Source organism: Stenotrophomonas sp. YJH_SMC_25 (assembly GCF_059369595.1).
In genome coordinates this window covers 103,411-125,944 of record NZ_JCAFSV010000005.1, presented here as the reverse complement: position 1 = coordinate 125,944, position 22,534 = coordinate 103,411, and the positions used below count along the sequence as shown (strand labels likewise).

Sequence of the window (22,534 nt, the reverse complement as noted above, 5' to 3'; positions counted from 1 at the left end):
ATCTGGTAGTGCCGGCCGCTGGCCGGCAACCTCAACGCACCCGATACGTTCATGGCGTTGCCGGCCAGCGGCCGGCACTACCCCTTGGTTCAGAGCGCTTCCAGTTGCTTGCGCAGCGCGGCCAGTTGCGCGCGCAGGGTGTCGTTCTCGCGGGTCAGCGCGACCACCCGACGGCGCAGCGCTGGTGCGTCCTCGCCCAGCTGCTCCAGCGCCGACAGCACCTCGGCATCGCGGCTGGCGATCTCGTCCTCATCTGCCTCCTCGAAATCCATCTCGGCTGCTTCCGGCTTCGGCGCACGCGGCTTGCGCTTGGACTCGCGCACGCGCTTGGCGGCCTGCTTCAGCTCGTCCTTGCCACCGGCGGCGGCGGCGCGCTGCTCTTCTTCCGGCAGGTCAGCCACGGCGGCGGCGGCGCTGATCGAGATCACGCCGGCCTTGACCGCTTCCACCACCTCGGCCGCGGCCTGGGCGTGGATGCGCTCGATCATGCCAACCTGGCTGGTGCTCAGCTTGGCTTCGCGGGCCAGCTCGGCGCGGCTGATCTTCGGCGCCGGCTCCCACGGCGGGCTGTCTTCACCGGCCTCATCGGTGGCGTCGGCAGTGCCATCGCTCTCGCGCTGCAGCTGCGCCTGCTCGATCTGCTTGCGGGCGGCCAGGATGTCGCGCTTGCGCAGCGCCAGCACGCCGCGCTGGAAGTCGGACACGCTGCGACGGCCCAGGTGCTGCTCGATCATCCACAGGTGCACGTCTTCCATGCTCTGGAAGCGGGTGTTCTGTACGGTGTTGAAGGGCAGGCCATGCTTCTGGCAGATGCCGAAGCGGTTGTGGCCGTCGACCAGTACGTTGCCCCACAGGACCAGCGCGTCACGACAGCCCTCGGCCAGGATGCTGCGCTCCAGCGCGTCATGTTCGTCCGCAGTCAGCGGGTCGATATAGGCCTTGAGTTCTTCTTTGACGACGATATCCATGGGCACGGCAGCGAGCAGGAGCGGAACCGCCCATTGTACCCGCTCGCCGCCGCCGGCCAGGGCTCAGGCAGTGGCCCGGATCATCTCGCCCAGCGTGCCGGTGATCTGGTCGATCTGCGCCTTGTCCACGATCAGCGGGGGCGACAGCGCGATGATGTCACCGGTACAGCGCACCAGCAGCCCGCCGTCGTGGAAGCAGCGCCGGTAGACCTCGTAGCCCCGGCTGCCCGGCGCATCGCGGCGAGGCGCCAGCTCGACCGCGCCGACCAGGCCGAAGTTGCGGATGTCGATCACGTTGGGGAGGCCCTGCAGCGCATGCAGCCGTTCCTGCCAGTACTCGCCCAGCTCGATGGCGCGCTCGAAAAGGCGCTCCTCGGTGTAGACCTCCAGCGTGGCCAGTGCGGCCGCGCAGGCCAGCGGATGCCCCGAACAGGTATAGCCATGGAACAGCTCGATGGCCTGTGGCGGTGCCTGCATCAGGGTTGCATGCACCGCGTCGCTGGCCAGCACGCCGCCCAGCGGCACTGCGCCGTTGCTGACCGCCTTGGCGAAGGTCAGCAGGTCGGGGGTGACCCCGAAGCGCTGTGCGGCGAATGGCATGCCGACCCTGCCGAAACCGGTGATGACCTCATCGAACACCAGCAGGATGCCGTGGTGGTCGCACAGCTCGCGCAGGCGCTGCAGGTAGCCCGGCGCCGGCAGAATCACCCCGGCGGAACCGGCAATGGGTTCGACGAAGACCGCCGCGATGGTTGAGGCGTCATGCAGTGCGATCAGTCGTTCCAGGTCATCGGCCAGCTCGGCGCCCTGGCGCGGCAGGCCTTTGCTGAACGCATTGCGCTGCAGGTCCAGGGTGTGGCGCAGGTAGTCCACGCCGCCCAGCTGCAGACCGAACGCCCTGCGGTTGTTGGGCAAGCCGCCCAGCGCCATGCCGCCGAAGCCCACGCCGTGGTAGGCCTTCTCGCGGCTGATGAAACGCGTGCGCTGGCCCTCGCCACGCTGGCGGTGGTAGGCCAGCACGATCTTCATCGCGGTATCCACCGCCTCCGAGCCGGAGCTGGTGAAGAACACATGGTTCAGTGGCGTCGGCGCCAATGCGGCCAGTCGCTGCGCCAGCGCGAAGGCCGGCGGTGAGCCCATCTGGAAGGCCGGCGAGTAGTCGAGCGTGCGTGCCTGCTCGACGATGGCCTCGACGATGCGTGGGCGGGCATGGCCCGCGTTGCAGCACCAGAGGCCGGCGGTGCCATCGAGGATCTGGCGGCCGTCGACATCCTCGTAGTGCATGCCCTCGGCACGCACCAGCACACGCGGCGCGGCCTTGAACTGGCGGTTGGCGGTGAACGGCATCCAGTACGCCTCCAATGACTCCGGGCGTTGGGTAGCCAGATCGTGCAGGTCGCTCGCGGAACGCTTCATGCCAGCTCCATCGGGTCCGATGGGGGAAATGTAGCGCAGCCACGTCACGGCGGAGTCGCGGCCGCGCCGGTATAACCGGGGAAACTGTTCCGAGGAGCCCGACATGGCCGACTTTCCCGACCGCAGCCACTGGCAGGTGCTGGCCCAGCAGCTTTCGATGCCCGCACAGGCCTTCATTGATGGTCGCTACACCGACGCTGCCAGCGGCGCGCGCTTCGACTGCATCAGCCCGATTGATGGGCGCGTGCTGGGGGTGGTCGCCGACTGCGATGCAGAGGACGTAGAGCGCGCAGTTCGGTCGGCGCGGCGTGCCTTCGATGCGGGCCACTGGTCAGAGGCCAGCCCGGCCCATCGCAAGCGGGTGTTACTGGCCTTGGCGGTATTGGTGGAAAAGCACGCTGATGAGTTGGCCCTGCTGGAAACCCTGGACATGGGCAAGCCGGTGCGCGACGCACGCCGTATCGACCTGCCCGGCGTGGTGCGCTGCCTGCGCTGGACCGCCGAAGCGGTGGACAAGCTGTACGGCGAAGTCGCACCGACTGGCCCACACGAGCTGGGCCTGGTCACGCGCGAGCCAGCCGGCGTGGTCGCAGCGATCGTGCCATGGAACTTTCCGTTGCTGATGGCCTGCTGGAAGATCGCGCCTGCGCTGGCCATGGGCAATTCGGTGGTGCTCAAGCCTTCCGAGCGGTCGCCCTTGAGTGCGTTGCGATTGGCCGCGCTGGCCGCTGAGGCGGGCCTGCCGGACGGCGTGCTGAACGTATTGCCAGGCCACGGTACGCGCGTCGGTGAACCGTTGGCGCTGCACATGGATGTGGACGTGCTGGCCTTCACCGGTTCCACCGCCACCGGCGCGAAGCTGCTGGAGCATGCGGGACGGTCCAACCTCAAGCGGGTCTGGCTGGAATGCGGTGGCAAAAGCCCGCACCTGGTGTTCGCCGACGCACCGGACCTGGACGTAGCAGCCAAGGCCGTGGCGCAGGGCATCTTCTTCAACCAGGGCGAAGTCTGCACCGCCGGCTCGCGGCTGCTGGTGCAGCGCTCGATCCGTGAGGACTTCGTGCACCAGGTGATTGCCTACGGCCAGCATATGCAGCCGCAGCATCCACTGGAGGCCGATGCACCGATGGGCGCGCTGGTCGATGCCGCGCACGCGGACAAGGTGCTGGCCGATATCGCACGGGCCGAAGGCGAGGGCGCCCGCCTGCTGCTCGGCGGCCATCGGGCCGAGGTGGAGGCCGGCGGCTGCTATGTGCAGCCCACGGTGTTCGACCAGGTGCGTCCGGACCACGCGTTGGCACGCGAGGAGGTGTTCGGCCCGGTGCTGGCGGTACTTGGTTTCGAGGATGAAGCGGAGGCAGTGCGCGTGGCCAATGACAGCCGCTATGGGTTGGCGGCGGGCCTGTGGACACGCGACCTCGGCCGCGCCCATCGCGTCGCACGCCAGCTGCGCGCCGGCAGCGTGTGGGTGAACGGCTGGGATGGTGGCGACATGACCGCACCGTTCGGTGGCTACAAACAGTCCGGCAATGGGCGCGACAAGTCACTGCATGCGTTCGACAAGTACAGCGAGATCAAGGCCACCTGGATCCAGCTGTAACGACGTGGCTGCTTGACCGCTGTTCGTTCTTTGTAGCGTCGAGCCCTGCTCGACTGCTTCTCGCGAAGAGCAGTCGAGCCTTGCTCGACTCTACAGAAGGCAGACAGCCGTCGAGCTACCGGCAGCGGGCACTCACCTGCAGCACTGCCGCACGCAGCATGTCGCGGTCGGCTTCTTCGACGGCATTCTGGAAGTAATCCATGTCCTGCCGGCCCAGTTCGCACGGGTCGACGATGTATCCCGGCGGCCAAAGCCCCAGCAGTTGCGCAACGCCATGCACGATCTGCTCGGGGCTCATCTGCCGACGGATCCGGAAGTAATTGCGGCGAGGCCCGAACGCAGGATGGACCTCTCGCCGACCGATCAGGCGAGGCGCCACGCCAGCTGCGCTGATGCCGTCACCGCCGTCGATGCTGCCCGCAGGCAGGCTCAGGATCAGTGGCGCCACTGCAGCCACGTTCCCCGGGGCAGGCAGGGCGCTCTCTGCCTGTGCAACCGGGGCAGGGCGGGGCATCATCGATGCGGCCGGACGCATCATCTTTGCGGAGGGCAAGGCGGGCTGTTGAGGTACCGGCGCCGGCGGTTCCGGTGGCAGCCAATGCAGCGAGATCCGCGGGCCCTCACCGCTACGCAGTTCGATCCGGCCGCTGTCCAGCATCCACAGAGCGAGCCCGCCATGCACCAGCAGTACCACCAGCCATGCCGCCATCCGCGGCAGCTTCGGCGAATCGGAGCATGACAACGCAACTGCAGCCATGGGCAAGGCATCCATGCAGGGACCGGTGGCGCAGCCTAGCCGGCGGCCGGAAAAATTCCGTTGGCATCGGTGTCGGCTGAAACCATCGTCCCGTGCGGCCATCGGCCCGTGGCAGAATCGGGCGATCCGCCGTTACCCGTGTTGCCGATGTCGACGATCACTGCTGCCGCGCCGCCCGTGAACTCCCCCCGTCGTGTCCTGCTGGCCAGCCTGATCGGCACCACCATCGAATTCTTCGATTTCTATATCTACGCCACGGCCGCCGTGCTGGTGTTCCCGCACCTGTTCTTTCCGGACAGTAGTGAGCAGGCGGCCCTGCTGCAGTCACTGGCGACCTTCGCGGTGGCGTTCATCGCGCGTCCGGTCGGCTCGGCGGTGTTCGGCCATTTCGGCGACCGCATCGGCCGCAAGGCCACCCTGGTCGCCGCGCTGCTGACCATGGGCCTGTCCACGGTGCTGATCGGCCTGCTGCCGACCCATGCGCAGATCGGGCTGTGGGCGCCGGCGCTGCTGGCGCTATGCCGTTTCGGCCAGGGCCTTGGGCTGGGCGGCGAGTGGGGTGGGGCGGTGCTGCTGGCCACCGAGAATGCGCCGCCGGGCAAGCGCGCCTGGTACGGCATGTTCCCGCAGCTGGGTGCGCCGCTCGGCTTCCTGCTGTCGGCCGGCATCTTCCTCGTGCTCGGCCGCTGCCTGAGCCAGAACGACTTCCTGCAGTGGGGCTGGCGCATTCCGTTCGTGGCCAGCGCGCTGCTGGTCGGCCTCGGCCTGTGGGTGCGCCTGAACATCCACGAGACGCCGGACTTCAAGAAGGCGCTGGAGCGCAAGGCGCCGGTGCGGTTGCCGATGTGGACGGTACTGCGTGACCACCCGGTACCGATGCTGCTCGGCACGCTGGGTGCGTTCGCCACCTTCGTGCTGTTCTACCTGATGACGGTGTTCAGTCTCGGCCATGGCACCGCGGTGCTGGGCTACAGCCGCGAGCAGTTCCTGCTGATGCAGATGGCCGGCATGCTGTTCTTCGCGCTGGGCATCCCGCTGTCGGCGCGCTATGGCGACCGTTGGGGCACGCGGCGCACGATGATTGTTGCCAGCGTACTGATCGTCGGCTTCGGCGTACTGTTCGCACCGTTGTTCCAGCCGCACAGCCCGTGGCTGGTCACCGCCTTCCTGTGCCTGGGCCTGTTCCTGATGGGGCTGACCTACGGCCCCTGCGGTACCTTCCTGGCCGAGATCTACCCGGTGGAGGTGCGCTACACAGGTGCCTCGCTGTCCTTCAATCTGGCCGGCATCCTCGGTGCGGCACCGGCGCCGTACCTGGCCACCTGGCTGGCCGAACGCTTCGGCCTGGTCGCGGTCGGCTACTACCTGTGCCTGACTGCGGTGGCGACCCTGTGCGCGCTGGTGGCACTGCACCGGCGCGCGCTGCGGCTCAACCAAAGAAGCGCTTGAGCGTGCGACCCAGCCAGCCGCCGCCCTGGTGTTCGCGGGCGAACTGGTTCAGGTGCGCCTTGACCTGTTCGGCATAGGCCTGGTCGTCGCCGCGGATGTGGTTGAACAGCCAGCGCGAGAGCATGGTGCGCAGCTCGTCACTGATGTCCTCGCCGGCCTGGAAGCGCATGCGGTACTCCGAGACACGCTTGATGAAGACCTCATGCACGCGTTTGTGCGCGGCACAGAACGGGTAGCCCGCTTCCTCCATCAGCTCTTCCTCGAACGCGAAGTGCGACATGGTGTAGTCCACCACCTCGTCGATCACTTCACCCACTGCGGCACGCTGCATGCTGGCCTGGGCCACGTGCAGGTGGTTGAGCATTTCGATGATGCGGCGGTGTTGTTGGTCGATCACATCGATGCCGATGTTCAGATCATCCTGCCAGACCAGTAGTGCCATCCCCGGCTCCCCTTCATGCGTATGTCGGGGCCGACTGTAGAGCCGCCCGGCGCGGGCGGCGTTGATCTGGATCAAAGCGTACCGGTCAGGGCAGCGCCGGCTCGCGTGGGCGCAGCGGGCTGGCGACCGTGGTGCAGCTGACCCGGTTGCGGCCACCGGCCTTGGCCAGGTACAGCTGGCGGTCGGCTTCGGAGATCAGCCGGTGCAGTGCATCGCGCTGCGGGCGCAGGCAGCACAGCCCGATGCTGACCGTCATGCGCAGCGTGGCGGTGCCGATGTCCACCTCCAGCGCGGCGATGCGCTGGCGCAGCTCCTCGAAGTACAGCAGCGCCTCGTCCTGCTCCATGTCCGGCACCAGCAGGCAGAATTCCTCGCCGCCGAAGCGCGCGATCAGGTCGTGGCTGCGTGCATGCGTGGCCACCGCGCCGGCCACCGCGCGCAGCGCATCGTCGCCGGCTTCGTGGCCATGGGTGTCATTGATGTGCTTGAAGTGGTCGATGTCGATCATCGCCACCGCCACGCACTGGCCGTGCAGCTGCAGCTGCGGCAGCTGGCGCTGGCTCTGCTCCAGGAAGCAGCGGCGGTTGGGCAGGCCGGTGAGGAAATCGCGGGTGGCCAGGTCCTGCAGGGTGCCGATCAGCTCCAGCTGGTCCACATTCTGCGAGACCCGGCAGAAGAATTCCTCGCGCGAGAACGGCTTGCGCAGGAAATCGTTGGCGCCGTTCTTCAGGAAGCGCGGAATCAACGATGCATCGGTATTGCCGGAGATGCCGATCACCGCCACCTTGTCGCGCGAGCGCAGGGTGCGCAGGCGGCGGGTGAACTCCACGCCCTGCATGCCCGGCATTTCCTGGTCGACCACGGCCAGGCGGATCGCCGGATGCGCCTCGATCGCGGCCAGGCCTTCGTTGCCATCGGCCGCTTCGTGCACCTCATGGCCGTACATGCGCAGCAAGGCTGCGGCATAACCGCGCGCGGACGGTGAGTCGTCCACCACCAGCGCGGCGATGCGCCGGTTGCGCTCCAGCCGCTGCACCAGCCACACCAGGTAATCGATGCTGCCGGGAGTGTTCTTCAGCACGTAGTCGATGATCTGCTGCTGCAGCACGCGCTTGCGCAGGTCCTCGTCGTACACGCCGCTGACCACCACGGTGGGCAGGTCGCGCTTGAGGAAGAACTCGACCACCGCGTCGCGGTCGCCATCGGCCAGGACCAGCCCGGTCAGTACCAGGAACCAGCCGCCACCTTCGCTCAGCAGGCGGTCGGCCTCGGCCAGGGTGGAGGCGATCACCACCGGCAGTTCCAGGCGCTGCTCGATGGCCTCGCGCAGCATGCCGGTGAAGGCGCGGGAGTTTTCGACCAGCAGGATCCGCTGCGGCAGCGGATCGGCCAGGTCGCCATCGACGGCGGCCTGCGGCAGGACGGGCATGATGCGGTGGCTCACGAGGGAGGGGCTCGGCACGGATAACGGCGGTTTCGGGTGTAACTTTAGCGGCGAACGTTGCGCGCCGGGCCAGATTCCGCGTCAGGCCGCCGCTGGCGACGCGTGGGTGATCGGTTCATGCAGGACCAGCCGCAGCCGATTGCCGCGGCAGTGGACCGTTCCGCCGTAGGCAAGCATCCGTCCGGCCAGGCGCTCGACGGCCTGTTGGGTGGTACGCGTGGAAAGCGGGCAACCACGGTCGAGCAGGCTCACCACGGCAACAATGCCGCGATGCTTGCCTGCCCGACCGCTTCGGGCGCGCACGCAGACCTGCCCGGTTTCCAGTTCCAGCAGAAGTGAAACCGCCTCGATCAGCGAGCGATAGATGGCCAGTTGCAGATCCACGGTCAGCAGGCAGGGATTGCCCGCCAGCCTGGGTGGAATGACGCGATGCGTGTTGTTCCAGATTTCGCATGCACCGCCGGCGTGCAGCGCGATGTAGAGCCCGACCTGCTCCAGTCCGGTGGGATAGACCAGGCTGGCCTGTTCGCGAAACAGCCGTGAATGTACCGACGACGCGTGCTGCAGGCTGTTTGCGACCGCATGGTGGCCTTGGGACTTCAGCCAGCTGACCATCTCGCTGAGCGAATTGTCCATGCCCTCGCCCAGGTGCTTCAGGTGGACGGCCCGTTCACGCAGCTCACGCTCGCTGGTCTGAAGTGAGCCGCGTGCCAGGCGCAGCGTGGTTGCCTCGGCCAGGCCGCGGGACCGGGCGCGCTGATGGTGATAGCTGATGCTGGAACCGAGTGCCAGCAGTGCGACACTCATCACCGCCATGTTCTGTTGGGTGGCGAACGTGCCCAGGTCGAACGAGGAAGGCAGGCCAGTGCTGGGCGTTGCGCCGTGCAGGGGGAGGTTCAACAACGGAATCGCGATGGCTGCGCCGCGCCACCCGTGCATGAAGGTCAGGGCGATGGCGGGAAGGGCGGCCAGCAGCACCATGTGTGTCCGCGTCGTGTGGGCGTCGGCGCGTGTCAATTGCATGCACAGGCCCAGCACCAGCATCACCAGGATCGCCGAGGCGGTAGGGGCGACGAAACGGTCTGTCCAACCGGGGTCGGCCTGCCGCCGCGACCAGAGGAATGCCAACGGTACCAGGGTGATGATGGCGGCGAAGTGGCCAAAGATCGTCCGGTCGACCGCGTCCAGCAGGTTGCTGGGCGGTGGGTTGGACCATAGGACATATGAAATGCCCAGGTTGAGACCCGGCACGAACAACGCTGTGCAGAACGACAGCGACAGCAGCCACAGACCGGTGGCTGCTTCGGACGGTATTCTCATCCGATGCAGGTAGACCACCAGCATCGCCATCGGCATCAGCAGCGTCGAAGCCAGGATGACCCAATCCAGGCCGTAGGTGTCGATCATGGGGATGCGCAGCGTTGCAAAGTACGCGTACTCGCCCAGCAGCAGGTAGGGCCACAGGCGGGTCGGGACGATCAGCAGTGCCGCTGCGCGGATGCCCGCCGGCAGGAAGAACTGATCCAGCGAAAACTGACGCGAGCCGAGGCAGCTCAGCGCATAGACGGCCGCGAGTGCGATGCCGGCTGGCCGGATACGGAAGCTCAGTTCAACTGCCTTCTTGAATCGGTCCAAACCCGAGCCTCCCTTGCTCGTGACATGGCAGCGGCCGTGCGGGTTGCTTGAACGCGCCATGACGCGCCATTGGATGACAGTATCGATGGAAGCAGGGAGGCGCAATTGCACGCCGGCGCCAGATCCTGGCGGGGTGGGTTCGGCGCCGACCAAAGATCACTTTCGCGCAATGATCTGCAGCTCCTTTCACCGGGATAGTCAGATCGCGGCCCGGGGGGCGCCAGCGTCCATGGAGCGTGTGCTTTCCCTCAAGGCTTCAGCAGCGCCTGCCTGGCGGGGAGCGTCCCGTGCTTCGGTCAACACCATCCTGAGCCTGTTGCCACTCAGGTCCATGTAGCCAGCGTGTGCGAGCACTCGGCCCAGCAGCTGCTCGTTTGCCAGCGCCTTTGCACGGCTTCCCAGTGATGCGTGGCGGTCCAGAAGAGCCACGCAGATGAAGGCACCACGCTTCCGGATGGAGCTTCCGCAGCGGATACTGACCGAGATCTGTCCACACTCGCACTTCAATAGAAGCGAGACCGCATCGACCACGAGTCGATAGGCAGCAAGCTGCAGGCCGACCCCGAGTGCGCAGGGGTCACCCTTCAACCTCGGCTGGCCGATGCGATGCGTAGCATTCCATGCCTCGCGCACCCCGCCAGCCTGCAACGCCACGTACAGGCCCAGCTGTTCCAGGGCGGCGGGATAGATCATGCTGGCCTGGGCCCGGAACAGGCGCGAATGCACCTCCGAGGTATGCCGCAGGCTGTCGGCCACGGCGTGATGACCCTGCGCATGCAGCCAGTTCACCATTTCGTTCAGCGACAAGTCCATGCCATCGCCCAGCTGGCGCAGATGGGCCGCGCGCTCACGCAGGTCCATCTCGCTGGCCAGGTGTGAATTCCGCGCAAGCTGCAGGGCCGCTCTGCCATCTTCCTCGCGCAGCCGGTGCTGGTTCTGGAAGTGGGTGATGCGCGCACCCAGCAACAGCAGGGCGATGCTGGCGATGGCCATGGCCTGCTGGGTAGCGAAGGTAGCCGGGTCGAATGCCGTCGGATGGTCGGCGGGGGTGCTGAGGCCAAGAATCATGTTGACGGCGGCGACACCGATGGCCGCACCGCGCCATCCCAGCAGGCAGGTCAGGGCGATCGCGGGAATAGGCAGGATCAACAGCAGCTGCAGCGAGCCGGGGGCCGTGATCGAGGCCGGTACCGGCGTCGCCTGCAGGCCAATGACCAGCATGGCGCCGAGTGCTGCGACCGTGGCCGCGACAGACCCGGTTGTCCATTTTTCCTCGGCGCGGCGGATCCACAGCAATGCCAGGGGTGCCAGGATCAGGATGCCGGTGAAGTCGCCCAGCGCATAGCGCAATACGTTGGTGATGAATGACGCGTTCTGCAACGGCTCCCAGAGCAGGTACGAGATTCCCAGGTTGAGCAGACTGATGACCGTCGCGGCGCATACCGCAATGGAGATCACGCCGACGATCGTGGTGCGTGCCAGCAGTTTCCGGTGCAGGCGCACGATCAGCATCACGGCAGGCATCAGGAAAACCGAGGCCAGGATTACCCAGGTCAGGTTGTATTTGCTGATCAGGGGGATGCGCAGATGCGCGAAGTAGGCGTATTCACCCATCAGCAGGTAGGGCCAAAGACGGGGCGGACACAGCAACAGCGCGGCCACCCGCACGCCGGCAGGCAGGAAGAACTGGTCCAGTGACAGCTTGCGCGCACTCCAGCAGGCGAGGGCATAGAGCAGCGCCAGCGCCAGCCCTTCGGGGCTGACCCGTATCCTCACCAGCAGGCCGTCTTTCCACCACTGCATCCACGTGCTCCCCAGCTCCTGCGCCGATTATGTGGCTGGGAAGGGCCCCGCTACCACAACGCATCCCGCAGCTTGTACCACGACATCGCCGCCACCAGCAGGGGCGTGCGCAGCAGCCGGCCGCCGGGGAAGGGCGCATGCCGCAGGCGCTGGAACACGTCCAGACGCTCGCTCTGGCCGGCGATGGCGGCGGCGATCACCTCGCCGGCCAGTCCGGCGGCGGCCACCCCATGGCCGGAGAATCCCTGCGCGAAGTACAGGTTGCCGTCCAGCCGGCCCCAGTGCGGGGCGCGGTTGCGTGTGATGTCCACGTAGCCACCCCAGACCTGGTCCAGCACCACGTCGGCCAGCTGCGGGAAGACGTCGTGCATGCGTCGCTGCATCACCCCGCGCAGGCCGGGCGGGGGCAGTGCCGAGTAGCTGGCGCGGCCGCCGAACAGCAGGCGGTGGTCGTGGCTGAGGCGGAAGTAGTCCAGTGCCCAGGCGGTGTCGGCCACGGCCATGTTGTTGCCGATCAGGGCGCGGGCACGTTCTGCGCCCAGTGGCTCACTGGCACCGATATAGGTACCGACCGGCATGATCCGCCGCTCCAGCTCGGGCAGCAGGCCCTGCAGCCAGGCATTGCCGGCCACCACCAGATGCATGGCGCGTACGCTGCCCTGGGCAGTGTGCAGGCTCGGCCGTGGCCCGCGCTGGATGCGCACGACGGGCGAATCCTCGTGGATGACCACACCTGCCGCGCGCGCTGCATCGGCCAGACCGCGTGCATACGCCAGCGGGTGCAGGTGTGCGCTGAGCGGGTCGAACATCGCGGCGCGGTAGCGCGGGCTGTCCAGCTGCGCGCGCAGAGCGTCACGGCCCCACCACTGCATGGGGTAGTCGTAGTGGCGTTGCAGGTGCTCGCAGTTGGCGTGCAGGTCACGCTCGTGGCGTTCACGGATGGCCACGCTGGCGTGGCCTTCAACCCAATGGCAGTCGATGCGGTGGCGATCGATGCGCGTGCGCATCGCCTGCACCGCGTCGCGCGACCAGTCGAACAGGTGGCGTGCATCATCACGACCCAGCTGACGCTCCAGTTCGTCCACCTCGCAGCCGTAGCCGACCAGCGCCTGGCCACCATTGCGGCCGGACGCGCCCCAACCGATCCGCTGCGCCTCCAGCACCACCACGCGCTGGCCACGTGAGGCCAGTTCCAGGGCCGCGGTCAGGCCGGTGTAGCCCGCACCAAGCACGGCGACATCGGCCTGAACCTCGCCCTGCAGCGGGGGCAGCACGGGTGGTTCGGGCAGGCTGGCGGCATACCAGCTGGGCGGGAACGCGGCACTCACCGCAGGCCTCGCGGGCGCAGTGCGGTGGAGGAGAGCGGGGGAGGACGATCAGCATTCACCCGAGTAGTTTCGCCGATGCGTGACAGCCATGGTGTGACGGCGACGACTTGCCGCCTTCGCCGGACGGCGGGTAACGTGTCGGCACGCCAAGGAGTTTTCCCATGCGCCGCCTGCCCTGGGTGGGCCTGCCCACCGACAGCACCGTGCTCGGCCATCACCGTTTCGCGGTGGCCGGCGAGAAGTACGTGCGCGCGCTGGCCGAAGCCGCCGAGGTGACCCCGGTACTGTTGCCGAGCGTGCAGCCGCCGCTGCCGGCCGGCGACTGGCTGCAGGGGCTCGATGGCCTGCTGTTGACCGGTGCGGTCAGCAACATCGAACCGCAGCATTACGACGGCGGTCGCAGCTGGCCGGGCAATCCGCATGACCCGGCCCGTGACGCCAACGCGTTCGCGCTGCTGCACGAGGCGCTGGCGCTGGACCTGCCGGTGCTGGCGATCTGCCGCGGCCTGCAGGAGCTGAACGTTGCGCTGGGTGGCACGTTGCATCCGCAGGTGCACGCGGCGCCCGGTCTTTCGGATCATCGTGAAGACCCGAAGGCGCCGGTTGATGTGCAGTACGGGCCGGCCCATGCGGTCGCCCTGGCGGCGGATGGCTGGCTGGCGCAGTGGCAAGGCGGTGACCGCGCACAGGTCAATTCGGTTCACGGGCAGGGCATCGACCGACTGGCACACGGGCTGCAGGTCGAGGCCGTGGCCGATGATGGACTGGTCGAGGCAGCGCGCAGCCCACACCATCGTTTCGTGCTCGGCGTACAGTGGCACCCGGAGTGGCGTGTCATGGACTCGCCGTTCTATCACGCTATTTTCCGTGCGTTCGGCCAAGCTTGCCGGCAGCACCAACAGAACCGACTGGATTCCCGATGAGTTCCCGAACGCGCCCGCGCAAGACGGCTACGCCCCCCGCACCGCAGGAAAGCAGCCTGCTGCGCTGGCTGAAGGAGCGGCGCATCACCGAGGTCGAATGCCTGGTGCCGGACATCACCGGCAACGCGCGCGGCAAGATCATTCCCGCCGACAAGTTCTCGCATGATTACGGTACGCGGCTGCCCGAAGGCATTTTCGCCACCACCGTCACCGGCGAGTTCCCTGATGACTACTACGAGCTGACCTCGCCGTCGGACTCGGACATGATGCTGCGTCCCGATCCGGACACGGTGCGCATGGTGCCGTGGGCGGCCGACGCCACCGCGCAGGTCATCCACGACTGTTACACCAAGAACGGTGAGCCGCACGAGCTGGCGCCACGCAACGTACTGCGCCGCGTGCTGGCGGCCTACGCCGAGCTGGGCCTGCGCCCGGTGGTGGCGCCGGAGCTTGAGTTCTTCCTGGTGCAGAAGAACACCGACCCGGACTTCCCGCTGCTGCCACCGGCCGGCCGCTCCGGGCGCCCGGAAACTGCGCGGCAGTCGTACTCGATCGATGCGGTCAACGAATTCGACCCGATCCTCGACCTGATGTACGACTACGCCGATGCGATGAAGCTGGATGTGGACACGCTGATCCACGAATCCGGTGCGGCGCAGCTGGAGGTCAACTTCACCCATGCCGATGCGATGGACCTGGCCGACCAGGTGTTCCTGTTCAAGCGCACCATGCGCGAGGCGGCGATGCGCCACGGCGTGTATGCCACCTTCCTGGCCAAGCCGATGGAGAACGAGCCGGGCAGTGCCATGCACATCCACCAGAGCCTGGTGCGGGTGAGCGACGGCAGCAATGTGTTCGCTGGCGATACCGATGCCGAAGGCGAGTTCAGCCCGGTGTTCGGCCACTATCTGGGCGGCCTGCAGAAGTACGCGCCGCAGGCGATGGCGTTCTTCGCGCCGAACGTGAATTCCTACCGCCGGCTGGTGTTCGGCGAAGTCTCGCCGAGCAACGTGCACTGGGGCTTCGACAACCGCACCTGTGGCCTGCGCGTGCCGCTGGACACGCCGGAAAACATGCGCGTGGAGAGCCGCTTCGCCGGTTCCGACGCCAACCCTTACCTGGCGATGGCGGCGACCCTGGCCTGCGGCCTGCTGGGCATCCGCGAGCGGTTGGCACCGGATGCGCCGGTGACCGGCAGCGCCAAGGAACTGGGCTACAACCTGCCGCGCTCGCTGGGCGAAGCGCTGGATGGGCTGGAGCAGTGCAGCGAACTGCAGGCCCTGCTGGGCGAGCGCTTCTGCCGGGCCTACATCTCGGTGAAGCGCAAGGAATACGAGACCTTTTTCCGTGTCATCAGCTCGTGGGAGCGCGAGTTCCTGCTGCTGAACGTCTGAGCATCCGGAATAGAAAAATCCGCCGCCGGGGGGTAGGCTGGCACCCGTCGCCGGCACCGCCGGCCCCCCTTCCCGCATTCTGGAGCACCCGATGAAGCTGCGTATCCTCACGCTCGGCCTGGCCTCCGCCATGCTCGCCGCCTGTGGCGGTGGCAATGGCGGCGCGCAGGACAGCCAGGTCCTGAACGTCTACAACTACAGCGATTACATCGCCGAGGACACCATCCCGACCTTCGAGAAGGAGAGCGGCATCAAGGTGACCTACGATGTGTTCGACAGCGATGAGATGGTCGAGACCAAGCTGCTGGCCGGCAACAGCGGCTACGACGTGGTGGTGCCGACCCTGAACTTCTTCGGTCGCCAGATCCAGGCCGGTGTGTTCCTGCCGCTGGACAAGAGCAAGATCCCGAACCTGGCCAATCTCGATCCGGCGGTGATGAAGCGCATCGCCACCCAGGACCCGGGCAACCAGTACGGCGTGCCGTACATGATCGGCACCACCGGCATCGGCTACAACGTGGAGATGCTGAAGCAGCGTTTCGGTGGCAGCACCGACATCGCCAACAGCTGGGACCTGGTGTTCAAGCCGGAGAACATCAGCAAGATGAAGGACTGCGGCGTGACCATCCTGGACACGCCGGCCGACATGATCCCGATCGCGCTGCATTACCTGGGCCTGGACCCGCACAGCGGTGACCCGGCCGAGCTGCAGAAGGCGGCCGACCTGCTGAAGTCGATCCGACCGTACGTGCAGAATTTCCACTCCTCGCAGTACGTGGGTTCGCTGGCCAATGGCGGCACCTGCCTGGTGGTCGGCTGGTCGGGTGACATCATCCAGGCCCGCGACCGCGCCGAGGAAGCCAGCAATGGCGTGCACGTGGCCTATTCGATCCCGAAGGAAGGCGCCCCGCAGTGGTTCGACATGCTGGCGATCCCGAAGGACGCCAAGCATCCGGAGGCCGCTTACGCCTTCATCAATTACCTGCTGCAGCCGAAGGTTGCCGCGGCCAACACCAACTTCATCCACTACGCCAACCCGGTGCCGACCGCGACCCCACTGGTGGATGAGGCGATCCGTACCGACCCGACCATCTACCCGCCGGCCGACGTGGCCGCGAAGATGTTCACGTACTCGATCAACACGCCGGAAACCGACAAGCTCTACACCCGGCTGTGGACCGAGGTGAAGACCGGCCGTTGAGCCGGCCTGGTGCCGCCGGGTCATGCCCGGCGGCTGCCTTACCCTGGGTCGATGCCGGTACTCCCGCTTCGGCCCAGGTGCCGCAGGATGGCAGGCAGCAGGTCGCGCGCATCGCGACCGCCGTTGCACAGGAACGATGAACTCATCCGCTGCAGGTTGTGCATGCCGATGAAGAACAGCCCCGGTTGCGGGGAAACACCGAAGTCGCCGAGCGGGTAGCCATGTGAATCCAGCGCGCCCGGTACGTCGAGCCAGGGCCATTCGGCGACGAAGCCGGTGGCCAGCACCACCGAGCGGATGCCTTCCGCCTGCAGATCCAGTTCGCGCGGGGATGCGTCCGGTTCCCAGTGCAGATAGACCTCCTCCGGAATGTAGCGGGCATCGTCGGTGCGTGGCTCGGGACGCGTGGCGTAGTACGCGCTGGCCAGCGAATCAAGATAGGCGTACTCGGCCTGCGTGGCCTCGATCGCGGTACGCAGCTGCGGGCGCACATCGGCGAAGCGGGCGACGTTTCCATCGAAGCCCTGCAACCGGCCCAGCAGCCTGATGCCCGCGCGGTGCATCGCCAGCAGGCTGATCGAGCTGCCCAGGCCACCGTTTCCCTTGCCGGAAATAAGCGGGAACTCTGCGGTGCGGGCCTTGCGCAGTGCATCCGGTTCCCCGGCAAGTACGCCCGCCGCTTCACTCACATGTTGATGGATGCGCCCGGCCATGTCCCACCAGGTCATCGAGTCCTTGCCGCGCAGCCGGCGGGTATGCGAATGCCGCTGGGCCAGTGACCAGTGCACGCTGCGACCGCTGTCGCGCAGGTCCTGGGCGATCTGCGCGCCGGACTGCCCACCCCCGATGACCAGCACGGCGCCATCGGGCAGCTGGCGGGCACTGCGGTAGTCGCCCGAGTGCAGCACGGTCAGGCCTGGCGCGGGCGCGAACGGGACCCGGGGCATCCGTGCGCGGCGGTATTCACCGGTGGCGACCACCACTGCGCGGGCATGGATCAGCCCCTGGCTGCTGTGGATGGCGTAGCCACCGGGCCCAGGCCCAACCCGATGCACCCCGCATCCCTCGTTGATCGGCAGGGAACGCTCGTGGGCATAGTCGCGGAGGTGCCGGATCACCTCCGGGGCGCCCATGAAGCCTTCCGGGTCGTCACCCGCATAGGCATGGCCGTGCAGGGCCATCGTCGCGTTGGCGGTGTTGGTCTGGAACGACTCCCAGCGCCGCTGCCAGCTGGCGCCTACGGTTTCGGCCTCCAGCACGCGATGCTCGACGCCGGCTTCCTGCAGGAGCGCGCTGAGGGACAACCCGGCCTGGCCGGCGCCGATGATGACCAGCGGCAGCCTTGCAGGCAGGGAGCCCGGCAGGCGGGGCGGGAAAGGAGAGGGGCTGTCCGGGGAAATCACCAGTGTGGGTCCATGCAAGGCCTTGATCAGGGCCATTGCGCGGGGAATGCCCCGGGCCTTCAACAGATCCGGTTCTGAAAAACGTTGCAGATCGAGGCGTCGCCTGTGGTGTCTGGCCGGGACGGCCGCAGGGTCGTCCCGGGGAGCCCGGGCCTTTGCGCGGGCAGGCCACCATGGCGGGGGAAAACCGACACTCCTAACGCCCCCGGAGCCGGCCAGCGGCCGCTTCCGCCTGCCGCCGTCATATCCCCTGGGCCCCCCGGCCGTTAGAATGGCGGCCGCTGTCCACCGCCCGCTCCCGGAGCCCCCATGCCCGTTGAAGCCCAGCCGGTAGCCACCGTCGTCGACACGACCGGTGCGCCCGGCTATCTCTCCATTCGTGACCTGCGCAAGGAATTCGACGGTTTCGTCGCCGTCGACGACGTCAACCTGGACGTGCGCAAGGGCGAGATCTTTGCCCTGCTCGGTGGCTCCGGCAGTGGCAAATCGACCCTGCTGCGCTGCCTGGGCGGCTTCGAGACGCCCACCAAGGGCAGCATCACCCTCGATGGCCAGCGCCTGGACGCGCTGCCGCCGTACCAGCGGCCGGTCAACATGATGTTCCAGTCCTATGCGCTGTTCCCGCACATGACGGTCGAGCAGAACATCGCTTTCGGCCTGAAGCAGGATGGCCTGGGCAAGGATGCGATCGGCAAGCGCGTGGGCGAGATGCTCGACCTGGTGCAGATGGGCCACCTGGGCAAGCGCAAGCCACACCAGCTGTCCGGCGGCCAGCAGCAGCGCGTGGCGCTGGCGCGGTCGCTGGCCAAGGGGCCGAAGCTGCTGCTGCTGGACGAGCCGATGGGCGCGCTGGACAAGAAGCTGCGCTCGCAGATGCAGCTGGAACTGGTCAGCATCATCGAATCGTCGGGCGTGACCTGCGTGATGGTCACCCACGACCAGGAAGAAGCGATGACCATGGCCACCCGCATCGCGGTGATGGATGCCGGCTGGATCCAGCAGGTCGGCAAGCCGGACGAGGTCTACGAGCAGCCGGCCAACCGCTTCGTCGCCGAGTTCATCGGTTCGGTCAACCTGTTCGACGGGGTGATCGACGAGGACCTGCCGGAGTACGTGACCGTACGCTCGCCGCTGTTCCCGGCGCCGATCTACATCGCCCATGGCATCACCGGCTATGAAGGGCAGCCGGTCGCGTTCGCGCTGCGCCCGGAGAAGGTGATGATCGGCAAGGACGAACCGGAAGGGCACACCAACAAGGCCCAGGGCGTGATCGAGGACATCGCCTACTTCGGCAGCCATTCGGTCTACCACGTGCGCCTGCCCAGCGGCGCCAAGGTACTGGCCAACTTCGCCAATTCGCAGCGCTGGGCCAGTGATGGCCTCACCTGGGGCGACGAGGTGTGGGTGCACTGGCGCGACAACGACGGCGTGGTGCTCACCTCATGAGCACCGCCGGCCTGAAGCGCTGGCTGCCGGGGCTGCGTGCCACGGTGATCGGCATTCCGTACCTGTGGCTGCTGCTGTTCTTCGCAGTGCCGTTCCTGATCGTGCTGATGATCAGCTTCTCGCTCAGCCGGGTCGGCTCGCCGCCGTACACCTGGCTGTTGCAGTACGCCGATGGCGGTTTCTCGCTGAAGCTGAACCTGGAAAACTACCTGGCGCTGTTCCGCGATTCGATCTATGCCCAGGCGTTCCTGAGCTCGATCAGGATCGCGGCGATCTCGACCTTCCTGACGCTGCTGATCGGCTATCCGATGGCCTATGCCATCGCGCGCCTGTCGCCCGCCGCGCGCAACGTGGCGATGATGCTGGTGGTGCTGCCGTCGTGGACCTCGTTCCTGATCCGCGTGTATGCATGGAAGGCGATCTTGGACCGCAACGGCCTGCTCGACCAGTTCCTGCAGTTCACCGGCCTGCAGACGCTGATGACGTCGATGGGCCTGCCGAAACTGCAGCTGATCGACACCCCGACCGCCGCCTACATCGGCATCGTCTACTGCTATCTGCCGTTCATGGTGCTCCCGCTGTACGCCAATCTGGTCAAGCATGACCACCGCCTGCTGGAGGCGGCCTACGACCTCGGTGCCAAGCCGTGGCAGGCGTTCCTGCGCATCACCCTGCCGTTGTCCAAAGCGGGCATCATCGCCGGCTGCATGCTGGTGATGATTCCGGCGATCGGTGAATTCGTGATCCCGGAAATGCTGGGTGGCTCGGAAACGCTGATGGTGGGCCGCCAGCTGTGGAACGAGTTCTTCAACAACCGCAACTGGCCGGGCGCCTCGGCGATGGCGGTGGCGATGATCCTGTTGCTGCTGGTGCCGATCCTGCTGTTCAACCGTTCCCAGCAGCGCCTGCTGGAAGGGAAGCAGGCATGAGCCCGCGTAGCGCAAAGGGCCTGGGGCTGGGCGTGCTGCTGCTCGGCTTCGCCTTCCTGTACCTGCCGATCCTGCTGTTGATGTTCTATTCGTTCAACAGCTCGCGGCTGGCGATGGTCTGGGCCGGGTTCTCCACCCGTGCCTACAGCGACCTGTTCGCCGACCGCGCGCTGATGGATGCGATGTGGACCAGCCTGGTGGTGGCGTTCTGGACTGCCTGCACGGCCACCGTGCTGGGCACGCTGGCAGCGATGGTCATGACCCGCTTCAAGCGCTTCCGCGGCAAGCCGCTGTTCGGCGCGCTGGTCACCGCGCCGCTGGTGATGCCGGATGTGATCCTGGGCTTCTCGCTGATGGCGCTGCTGGCCTCGATGGGCGCGATTCCCGGCTTCCCGGCACGCGGCCTGGCCACCATCTGGATCGCCCACGTCACCTTCACCCTGTGCTTCGTCACCGTGGTGGTGTCCTCGCGGCTGCAGGAGATGGATCTGTCGCTGGAAGAAGCGGCGATGGACCTGGGTGCGAGCCGGCTGACCGTGTTCGGCCGTATCACCCTGCCGATCATCGCGCCGGCGCTGGTGGCGGGCTGGCTGCTGGCTTTCACCCTGTCGCTGGATGACGTGGTGGTGGCCAGCTTTGTCGCCACGCCGGGCTCGACCACGCTGCCGATGAAGGTGTTCGCCTCGGTGCGCATGGGCATCAGCCCGAAGATCAACGCGTTGGCCACGCTGCTGGTGTCGGCGGTGTCGATCGCCGCGGTGATCGGCTGGTACATCAACGCCCGCGCCGAGAAGCGGCGCCAGCGCGACCTGCAGCTGGCGCGGCAGGACAACGGCTGAGCACACGGTCTGCCGACAACGCCGGCAACACCCGGCTCACAGCCGGCGGCGCACAATGGGGGTCTTCCAGATGGAGATCCCCCATGACCGTCGAGATCGTCGACCCGGCCACCGGACAGGTGACCTACCGCCATGAACTGATGGGCGCAGCCGACATCGAGCAGCGCCTGCAGGCCGCTGCCGATGCATTTCCGGGCTGGGCAGATCGCTCGCTGCAGGACCGCGGCGCCATCCTTCGCCAGATCGCCGCGCAGCTGCGTACGCGGCGCGACGACCTGCAGCAGGCGATGACCCACGAGATGGGCAAGCTCAAGGCCGAGGCGCTGGCCGAGGTCGACAAGTGCGCTGCCGCCTGCGAGTACTATGCCGATCACGCGGCCGACTATCTCAAGCCGCAGCTGATCGATACCGAAGCCCAGCGCAGCTACGTGCGCTACGAGCCGATCGGCTGCGTGTTCGCGGTGATGCCGTGGAATTTCCCGATCTGGCAGGTGTTCCGTTTCCTCGCCCCGGCGTTCATGGCTGGCAACGTCGCCCTGCTCAAGCACGCCAGCAACGTGCCGCAGTGCGCCGACCTGATCCTGGCGGTGTGCCGTGACGGCGGCCTGCCTGATGGCGTGTTCGACGTGCTGCACATCGACAACGACCAGGCCGCCGACGTGCTGCGCGACGCACGGGTGAAGGCGGTGACGCTGACCGGCAGCGAGCGGGCAGGGCGCTCGATCGCCTCCAATGCCGGCAGCCAGCTGAAGAAGTCGGTGATGGAGCTGGGTGGCAGCGATGCCTTCGTGGTGCTCGACGATGCCGACCTCGACAAGACCGTGGCCGCGGCAGTGAAGTCGCGCTTCGACAACAGCGGGCAGACCTGCATCGCGGCCAAGCGCTTCATCGTGGTCGAGGCGGTGGCCGATGAATTCACCCGTCGCTTTGTACAGGCGGCGGGCGAGCGCCAGTACGGCGATCCCGATGAGCGCGGTACCACGCTGGCGCCGATGGCTCGCGCCGACCTGCGTGACGAACTGCACAAGCAGGTGCAGGCCAGCGTGTCCAAGGGCGCGCGGGTGCTGATCGGTGGTGAGCCGATTGCCGGCACCCATGCCGGCTATCCGGCCACGGTGCTCGACCAGGTCGGCCCGGGCATGCCGGCGTATGACGAGGAGCTGTTCGGGCCGGTGGCCGCAGTGATCCGGGTCAAGGATGAGGCCGAGGCACTGCGCGTGGCCAACGACACCCGCTTCGGCTTGGGCGGCAGCGTGTGGACCGGCGATCCGGTACGCGGCGAGCGCTTCGCGCAGCGCATGGAATGCGGTGCGGCGTTCGTCAACGCCATCGTCAAGAGCGACGCGCGGCTGCCGTTCGGCGGCAGCAAGCAGTCAGGCTTTGGTCGGGAGCTGGCTGACCATGGCATCCATGAGTTCATGAACATCAAGACCGTCTACGTGGCTTGATCCCGAACGGTAGTGCCGGCCGTTGGCCGCCGGCCGCCGGCCGCCGGCCGGCATTGCCGGGTTGCCGGCCAGCGGCCGGCACTACCAGAAGCGGGCCATGCGCCACGAC

18 protein-coding genes are annotated in these 22,534 nt (G+C 67.1%); 9 read left to right on the top strand and 9 right to left on the bottom strand.

Translation table 11 applies throughout. The features are described 5' to 3' along the window. Positions 1 to 89 precede the first annotated feature (89 nt). Positions 90 to 968, bottom strand: coding sequence for a hypothetical protein (locus AC5P7E_RS08760; RefSeq protein WP_062607534.1), 879 nt, complete (start codon positions 966 to 968; stop codon positions 90 to 92). Between the two features lie 63 nt (positions 969 to 1,031). Next, positions 1,032 to 2,384: an omega-aminotransferase AptA gene (gene aptA, locus AC5P7E_RS08755; RefSeq protein ID WP_114618482.1), complete on the bottom strand. Its 1,353-nt coding sequence runs from the start codon at positions 2,382 to 2,384 to the stop codon at positions 1,032 to 1,034. Between the two features lie 103 nt (positions 2,385 to 2,487). Between aptA and AC5P7E_RS08750 the strand changes: the two genes are divergently transcribed. Continuing rightward, the gene (locus AC5P7E_RS08750; protein WP_114618481.1) at positions 2,488 to 3,984 is read left to right on the top strand and encodes an aldehyde dehydrogenase; all 1,497 of its coding nucleotides are present in this window, start codon (positions 2,488 to 2,490) and stop codon (positions 3,982 to 3,984) included. A 115-nt stretch (positions 3,985 to 4,099) separates the two neighbouring features. Here AC5P7E_RS08750 and AC5P7E_RS08745 read toward each other — a convergent pair whose 3' ends face one another. Next, entirely contained in the window at positions 4,100 to 4,741 is a 642-nt protein-coding gene (locus AC5P7E_RS08745) for a hypothetical protein (protein ID WP_111197313.1), read from the bottom strand. 156 nt (positions 4,742 to 4,897) lie between these two features. On the opposite strand from AC5P7E_RS08745, the gene AC5P7E_RS08740 reads away from it, so the two are divergent. Then, positions 4,898 to 6,190 carry an MFS transporter gene (locus AC5P7E_RS08740; RefSeq protein ID WP_174842179.1) on the top strand — a complete coding sequence of 431 codons (1,293 nt, stop codon included), beginning with the start codon at positions 4,898 to 4,900 and terminating at the stop codon, positions 6,188 to 6,190. Here the strand turns inward: AC5P7E_RS08740 and AC5P7E_RS08735 are convergent. The 5 genes from AC5P7E_RS08735 to AC5P7E_RS08715 all read right to left on the bottom strand — a co-directional run bounded on the left by AC5P7E_RS08735 (position 6,171) and on the right by AC5P7E_RS08715 (position 12,842). Continuing rightward, positions 6,171 to 6,632, bottom strand: coding sequence for a bacteriohemerythrin (locus AC5P7E_RS08735; RefSeq protein WP_004151683.1), 462 nt, complete (start codon positions 6,630 to 6,632; stop codon positions 6,171 to 6,173). The two genes, AC5P7E_RS08740 and AC5P7E_RS08735, sit on opposite strands and share 20 nt — an antisense overlap. A gap of 85 nt (positions 6,633 to 6,717) precedes the next feature. After that, a complete protein-coding gene (locus tag AC5P7E_RS08730) occupies positions 6,718 to 8,061 on the bottom strand; it encodes a diguanylate cyclase (RefSeq protein WP_005408813.1) in 1,344 nt (447 codons plus the stop codon). 96 nt (positions 8,062 to 8,157) lie between these two features. Continuing rightward, positions 8,158 to 9,711, bottom strand: coding sequence for an MASE1 domain-containing protein (locus tag AC5P7E_RS08725; RefSeq protein ID WP_099523920.1), 1,554 nt, complete (start codon positions 9,709 to 9,711; stop codon positions 8,158 to 8,160). A 198-nt stretch (positions 9,712 to 9,909) separates the two neighbouring features. After that, positions 9,910 to 11,514: an MASE1 domain-containing protein gene (locus AC5P7E_RS08720; protein WP_114618480.1), complete on the bottom strand. Its 1,605-nt coding sequence runs from the start codon at positions 11,512 to 11,514 to the stop codon at positions 9,910 to 9,912. Between the two features lie 50 nt (positions 11,515 to 11,564). Next, positions 11,565 to 12,842 carry an NAD(P)/FAD-dependent oxidoreductase gene (locus tag AC5P7E_RS08715; RefSeq protein WP_005412788.1) on the bottom strand — a complete coding sequence of 426 codons (1,278 nt, stop codon included), beginning with the start codon at positions 12,840 to 12,842 and terminating at the stop codon, positions 11,565 to 11,567. Between the two features lie 161 nt (positions 12,843 to 13,003). On the opposite strand from AC5P7E_RS08715, the gene AC5P7E_RS08710 reads away from it, so the two are divergent. The 3 genes from AC5P7E_RS08710 (at position 13,004) to AC5P7E_RS08700 (ending at position 16,360) form a co-directional block, all read left to right on the top strand. Continuing rightward, entirely contained in the window at positions 13,004 to 13,765 is a 762-nt protein-coding gene (locus tag AC5P7E_RS08710; RefSeq protein ID WP_005412789.1) for a gamma-glutamyl-gamma-aminobutyrate hydrolase family protein, read from the top strand. Continuing rightward, entirely contained in the window at positions 13,762 to 15,159 is a 1,398-nt protein-coding gene (locus AC5P7E_RS08705) for a glutamine synthetase family protein (RefSeq protein WP_005408818.1), read from the top strand. The genes AC5P7E_RS08710 and AC5P7E_RS08705 overlap by 4 nt, the downstream gene beginning before the upstream one ends. A 91-nt stretch (positions 15,160 to 15,250) precedes the next feature. After that, the gene (locus tag AC5P7E_RS08700) at positions 15,251 to 16,360 is read left to right on the top strand and encodes a polyamine ABC transporter substrate-binding protein (RefSeq protein WP_005408819.1); all 1,110 of its coding nucleotides are present in this window, start codon (positions 15,251 to 15,253) and stop codon (positions 16,358 to 16,360) included. 38 nt (positions 16,361 to 16,398) lie between these two features. On the opposite strand, the gene AC5P7E_RS08695 is transcribed toward AC5P7E_RS08700, so the two are convergent. Further along, on the bottom strand, positions 16,399 to 17,799 hold the full coding sequence (locus AC5P7E_RS08695; RefSeq protein WP_062607543.1) for a flavin-containing monooxygenase: 1,401 nt from the start codon (positions 17,797 to 17,799) through the stop codon (positions 16,399 to 16,401). Positions 17,800 to 18,072: 273 nt separating this feature from the next. Between AC5P7E_RS08695 and AC5P7E_RS08690 the strand changes: the two genes are divergently transcribed. The 4 genes from AC5P7E_RS08690 to AC5P7E_RS08675 all read left to right on the top strand — a co-directional run bounded on the left by AC5P7E_RS08690 (position 18,073) and on the right by AC5P7E_RS08675 (position 22,425). Next, entirely contained in the window at positions 18,073 to 19,209 is a 1,137-nt protein-coding gene (locus tag AC5P7E_RS08690; RefSeq protein WP_005408821.1) for an ABC transporter ATP-binding protein, read from the top strand. Next, positions 19,206 to 20,138: an ABC transporter permease subunit gene (locus tag AC5P7E_RS08685; protein ID WP_005408822.1), complete on the top strand. Its 933-nt coding sequence runs from the start codon at positions 19,206 to 19,208 to the stop codon at positions 20,136 to 20,138. Before AC5P7E_RS08690 ends, AC5P7E_RS08685 begins: the two co-directional genes overlap by 4 nt. Beyond that, positions 20,135 to 20,977, top strand: coding sequence for an ABC transporter permease subunit (locus AC5P7E_RS08680; protein ID WP_005408823.1), 843 nt, complete (start codon positions 20,135 to 20,137; stop codon positions 20,975 to 20,977). Before AC5P7E_RS08685 ends, AC5P7E_RS08680 begins: the two co-directional genes overlap by 4 nt. Before the next feature lie 83 nt (positions 20,978 to 21,060). Further along, entirely contained in the window at positions 21,061 to 22,425 is a 1,365-nt protein-coding gene (locus tag AC5P7E_RS08675; RefSeq protein ID WP_049417555.1) for an NAD-dependent succinate-semialdehyde dehydrogenase, read from the top strand. The last annotated feature ends 109 nt before the right edge of the window (positions 22,426 to 22,534 follow it).

Coding starts and splice junctions, on each gene's coding strand:
- AC5P7E_RS08745 (WP_111197313.1), bottom strand. CDS start 4,741: ATGGCTGCAGTTGCGTTGTCATGCTCCGATTCGCCGAAGCTGCCGCGG.
- AC5P7E_RS08675 (WP_049417555.1), top strand. CDS start 21,061: ATGACCGTCGAGATCGTCGACCCGGCCACCGGACAGGTGACCTACCGC.
- AC5P7E_RS08720 (WP_114618480.1), bottom strand. CDS start 11,514: ATGCAGTGGTGGAAAGACGGCCTGCTGGTGAGGATACGGGTCAGCCCC.
- aptA (WP_114618482.1), bottom strand. CDS start 2,384: ATGAAGCGTTCCGCGAGCGACCTGCACGATCTGGCTACCCAACGCCCG.
- AC5P7E_RS08690 (WP_005408821.1), top strand. CDS start 18,073: ATGCCCGTTGAAGCCCAGCCGGTAGCCACCGTCGTCGACACGACCGGT.
- AC5P7E_RS08700 (WP_005408819.1), top strand. CDS start 15,251: ATGAAGCTGCGTATCCTCACGCTCGGCCTGGCCTCCGCCATGCTCGCC.
- AC5P7E_RS08760 (WP_062607534.1), bottom strand. CDS start 968: ATGGATATCGTCGTCAAAGAAGAACTCAAGGCCTATATCGACCCGCTG.
- AC5P7E_RS08705 (WP_005408818.1), top strand. CDS start 13,762: ATGAGTTCCCGAACGCGCCCGCGCAAGACGGCTACGCCCCCCGCACCG.
- AC5P7E_RS08735 (WP_004151683.1), bottom strand. CDS start 6,632: ATGGCACTACTGGTCTGGCAGGATGATCTGAACATCGGCATCGATGTG.
- AC5P7E_RS08685 (WP_005408822.1), top strand. CDS start 19,206: ATGAGCACCGCCGGCCTGAAGCGCTGGCTGCCGGGGCTGCGTGCCACG.
- AC5P7E_RS08695 (WP_062607543.1), bottom strand. CDS start 17,799: ATGGCCCTGATCAAGGCCTTGCATGGACCCACACTGGTGATTTCCCCG.
- AC5P7E_RS08710 (WP_005412789.1), top strand. CDS start 13,004: ATGCGCCGCCTGCCCTGGGTGGGCCTGCCCACCGACAGCACCGTGCTC.
- AC5P7E_RS08750 (WP_114618481.1), top strand. CDS start 2,488: ATGGCCGACTTTCCCGACCGCAGCCACTGGCAGGTGCTGGCCCAGCAG.
- AC5P7E_RS08680 (WP_005408823.1), top strand. CDS start 20,135: ATGAGCCCGCGTAGCGCAAAGGGCCTGGGGCTGGGCGTGCTGCTGCTC.
- AC5P7E_RS08730 (WP_005408813.1), bottom strand. CDS start 8,061: ATGCCCGTCCTGCCGCAGGCCGCCGTCGATGGCGACCTGGCCGATCCG.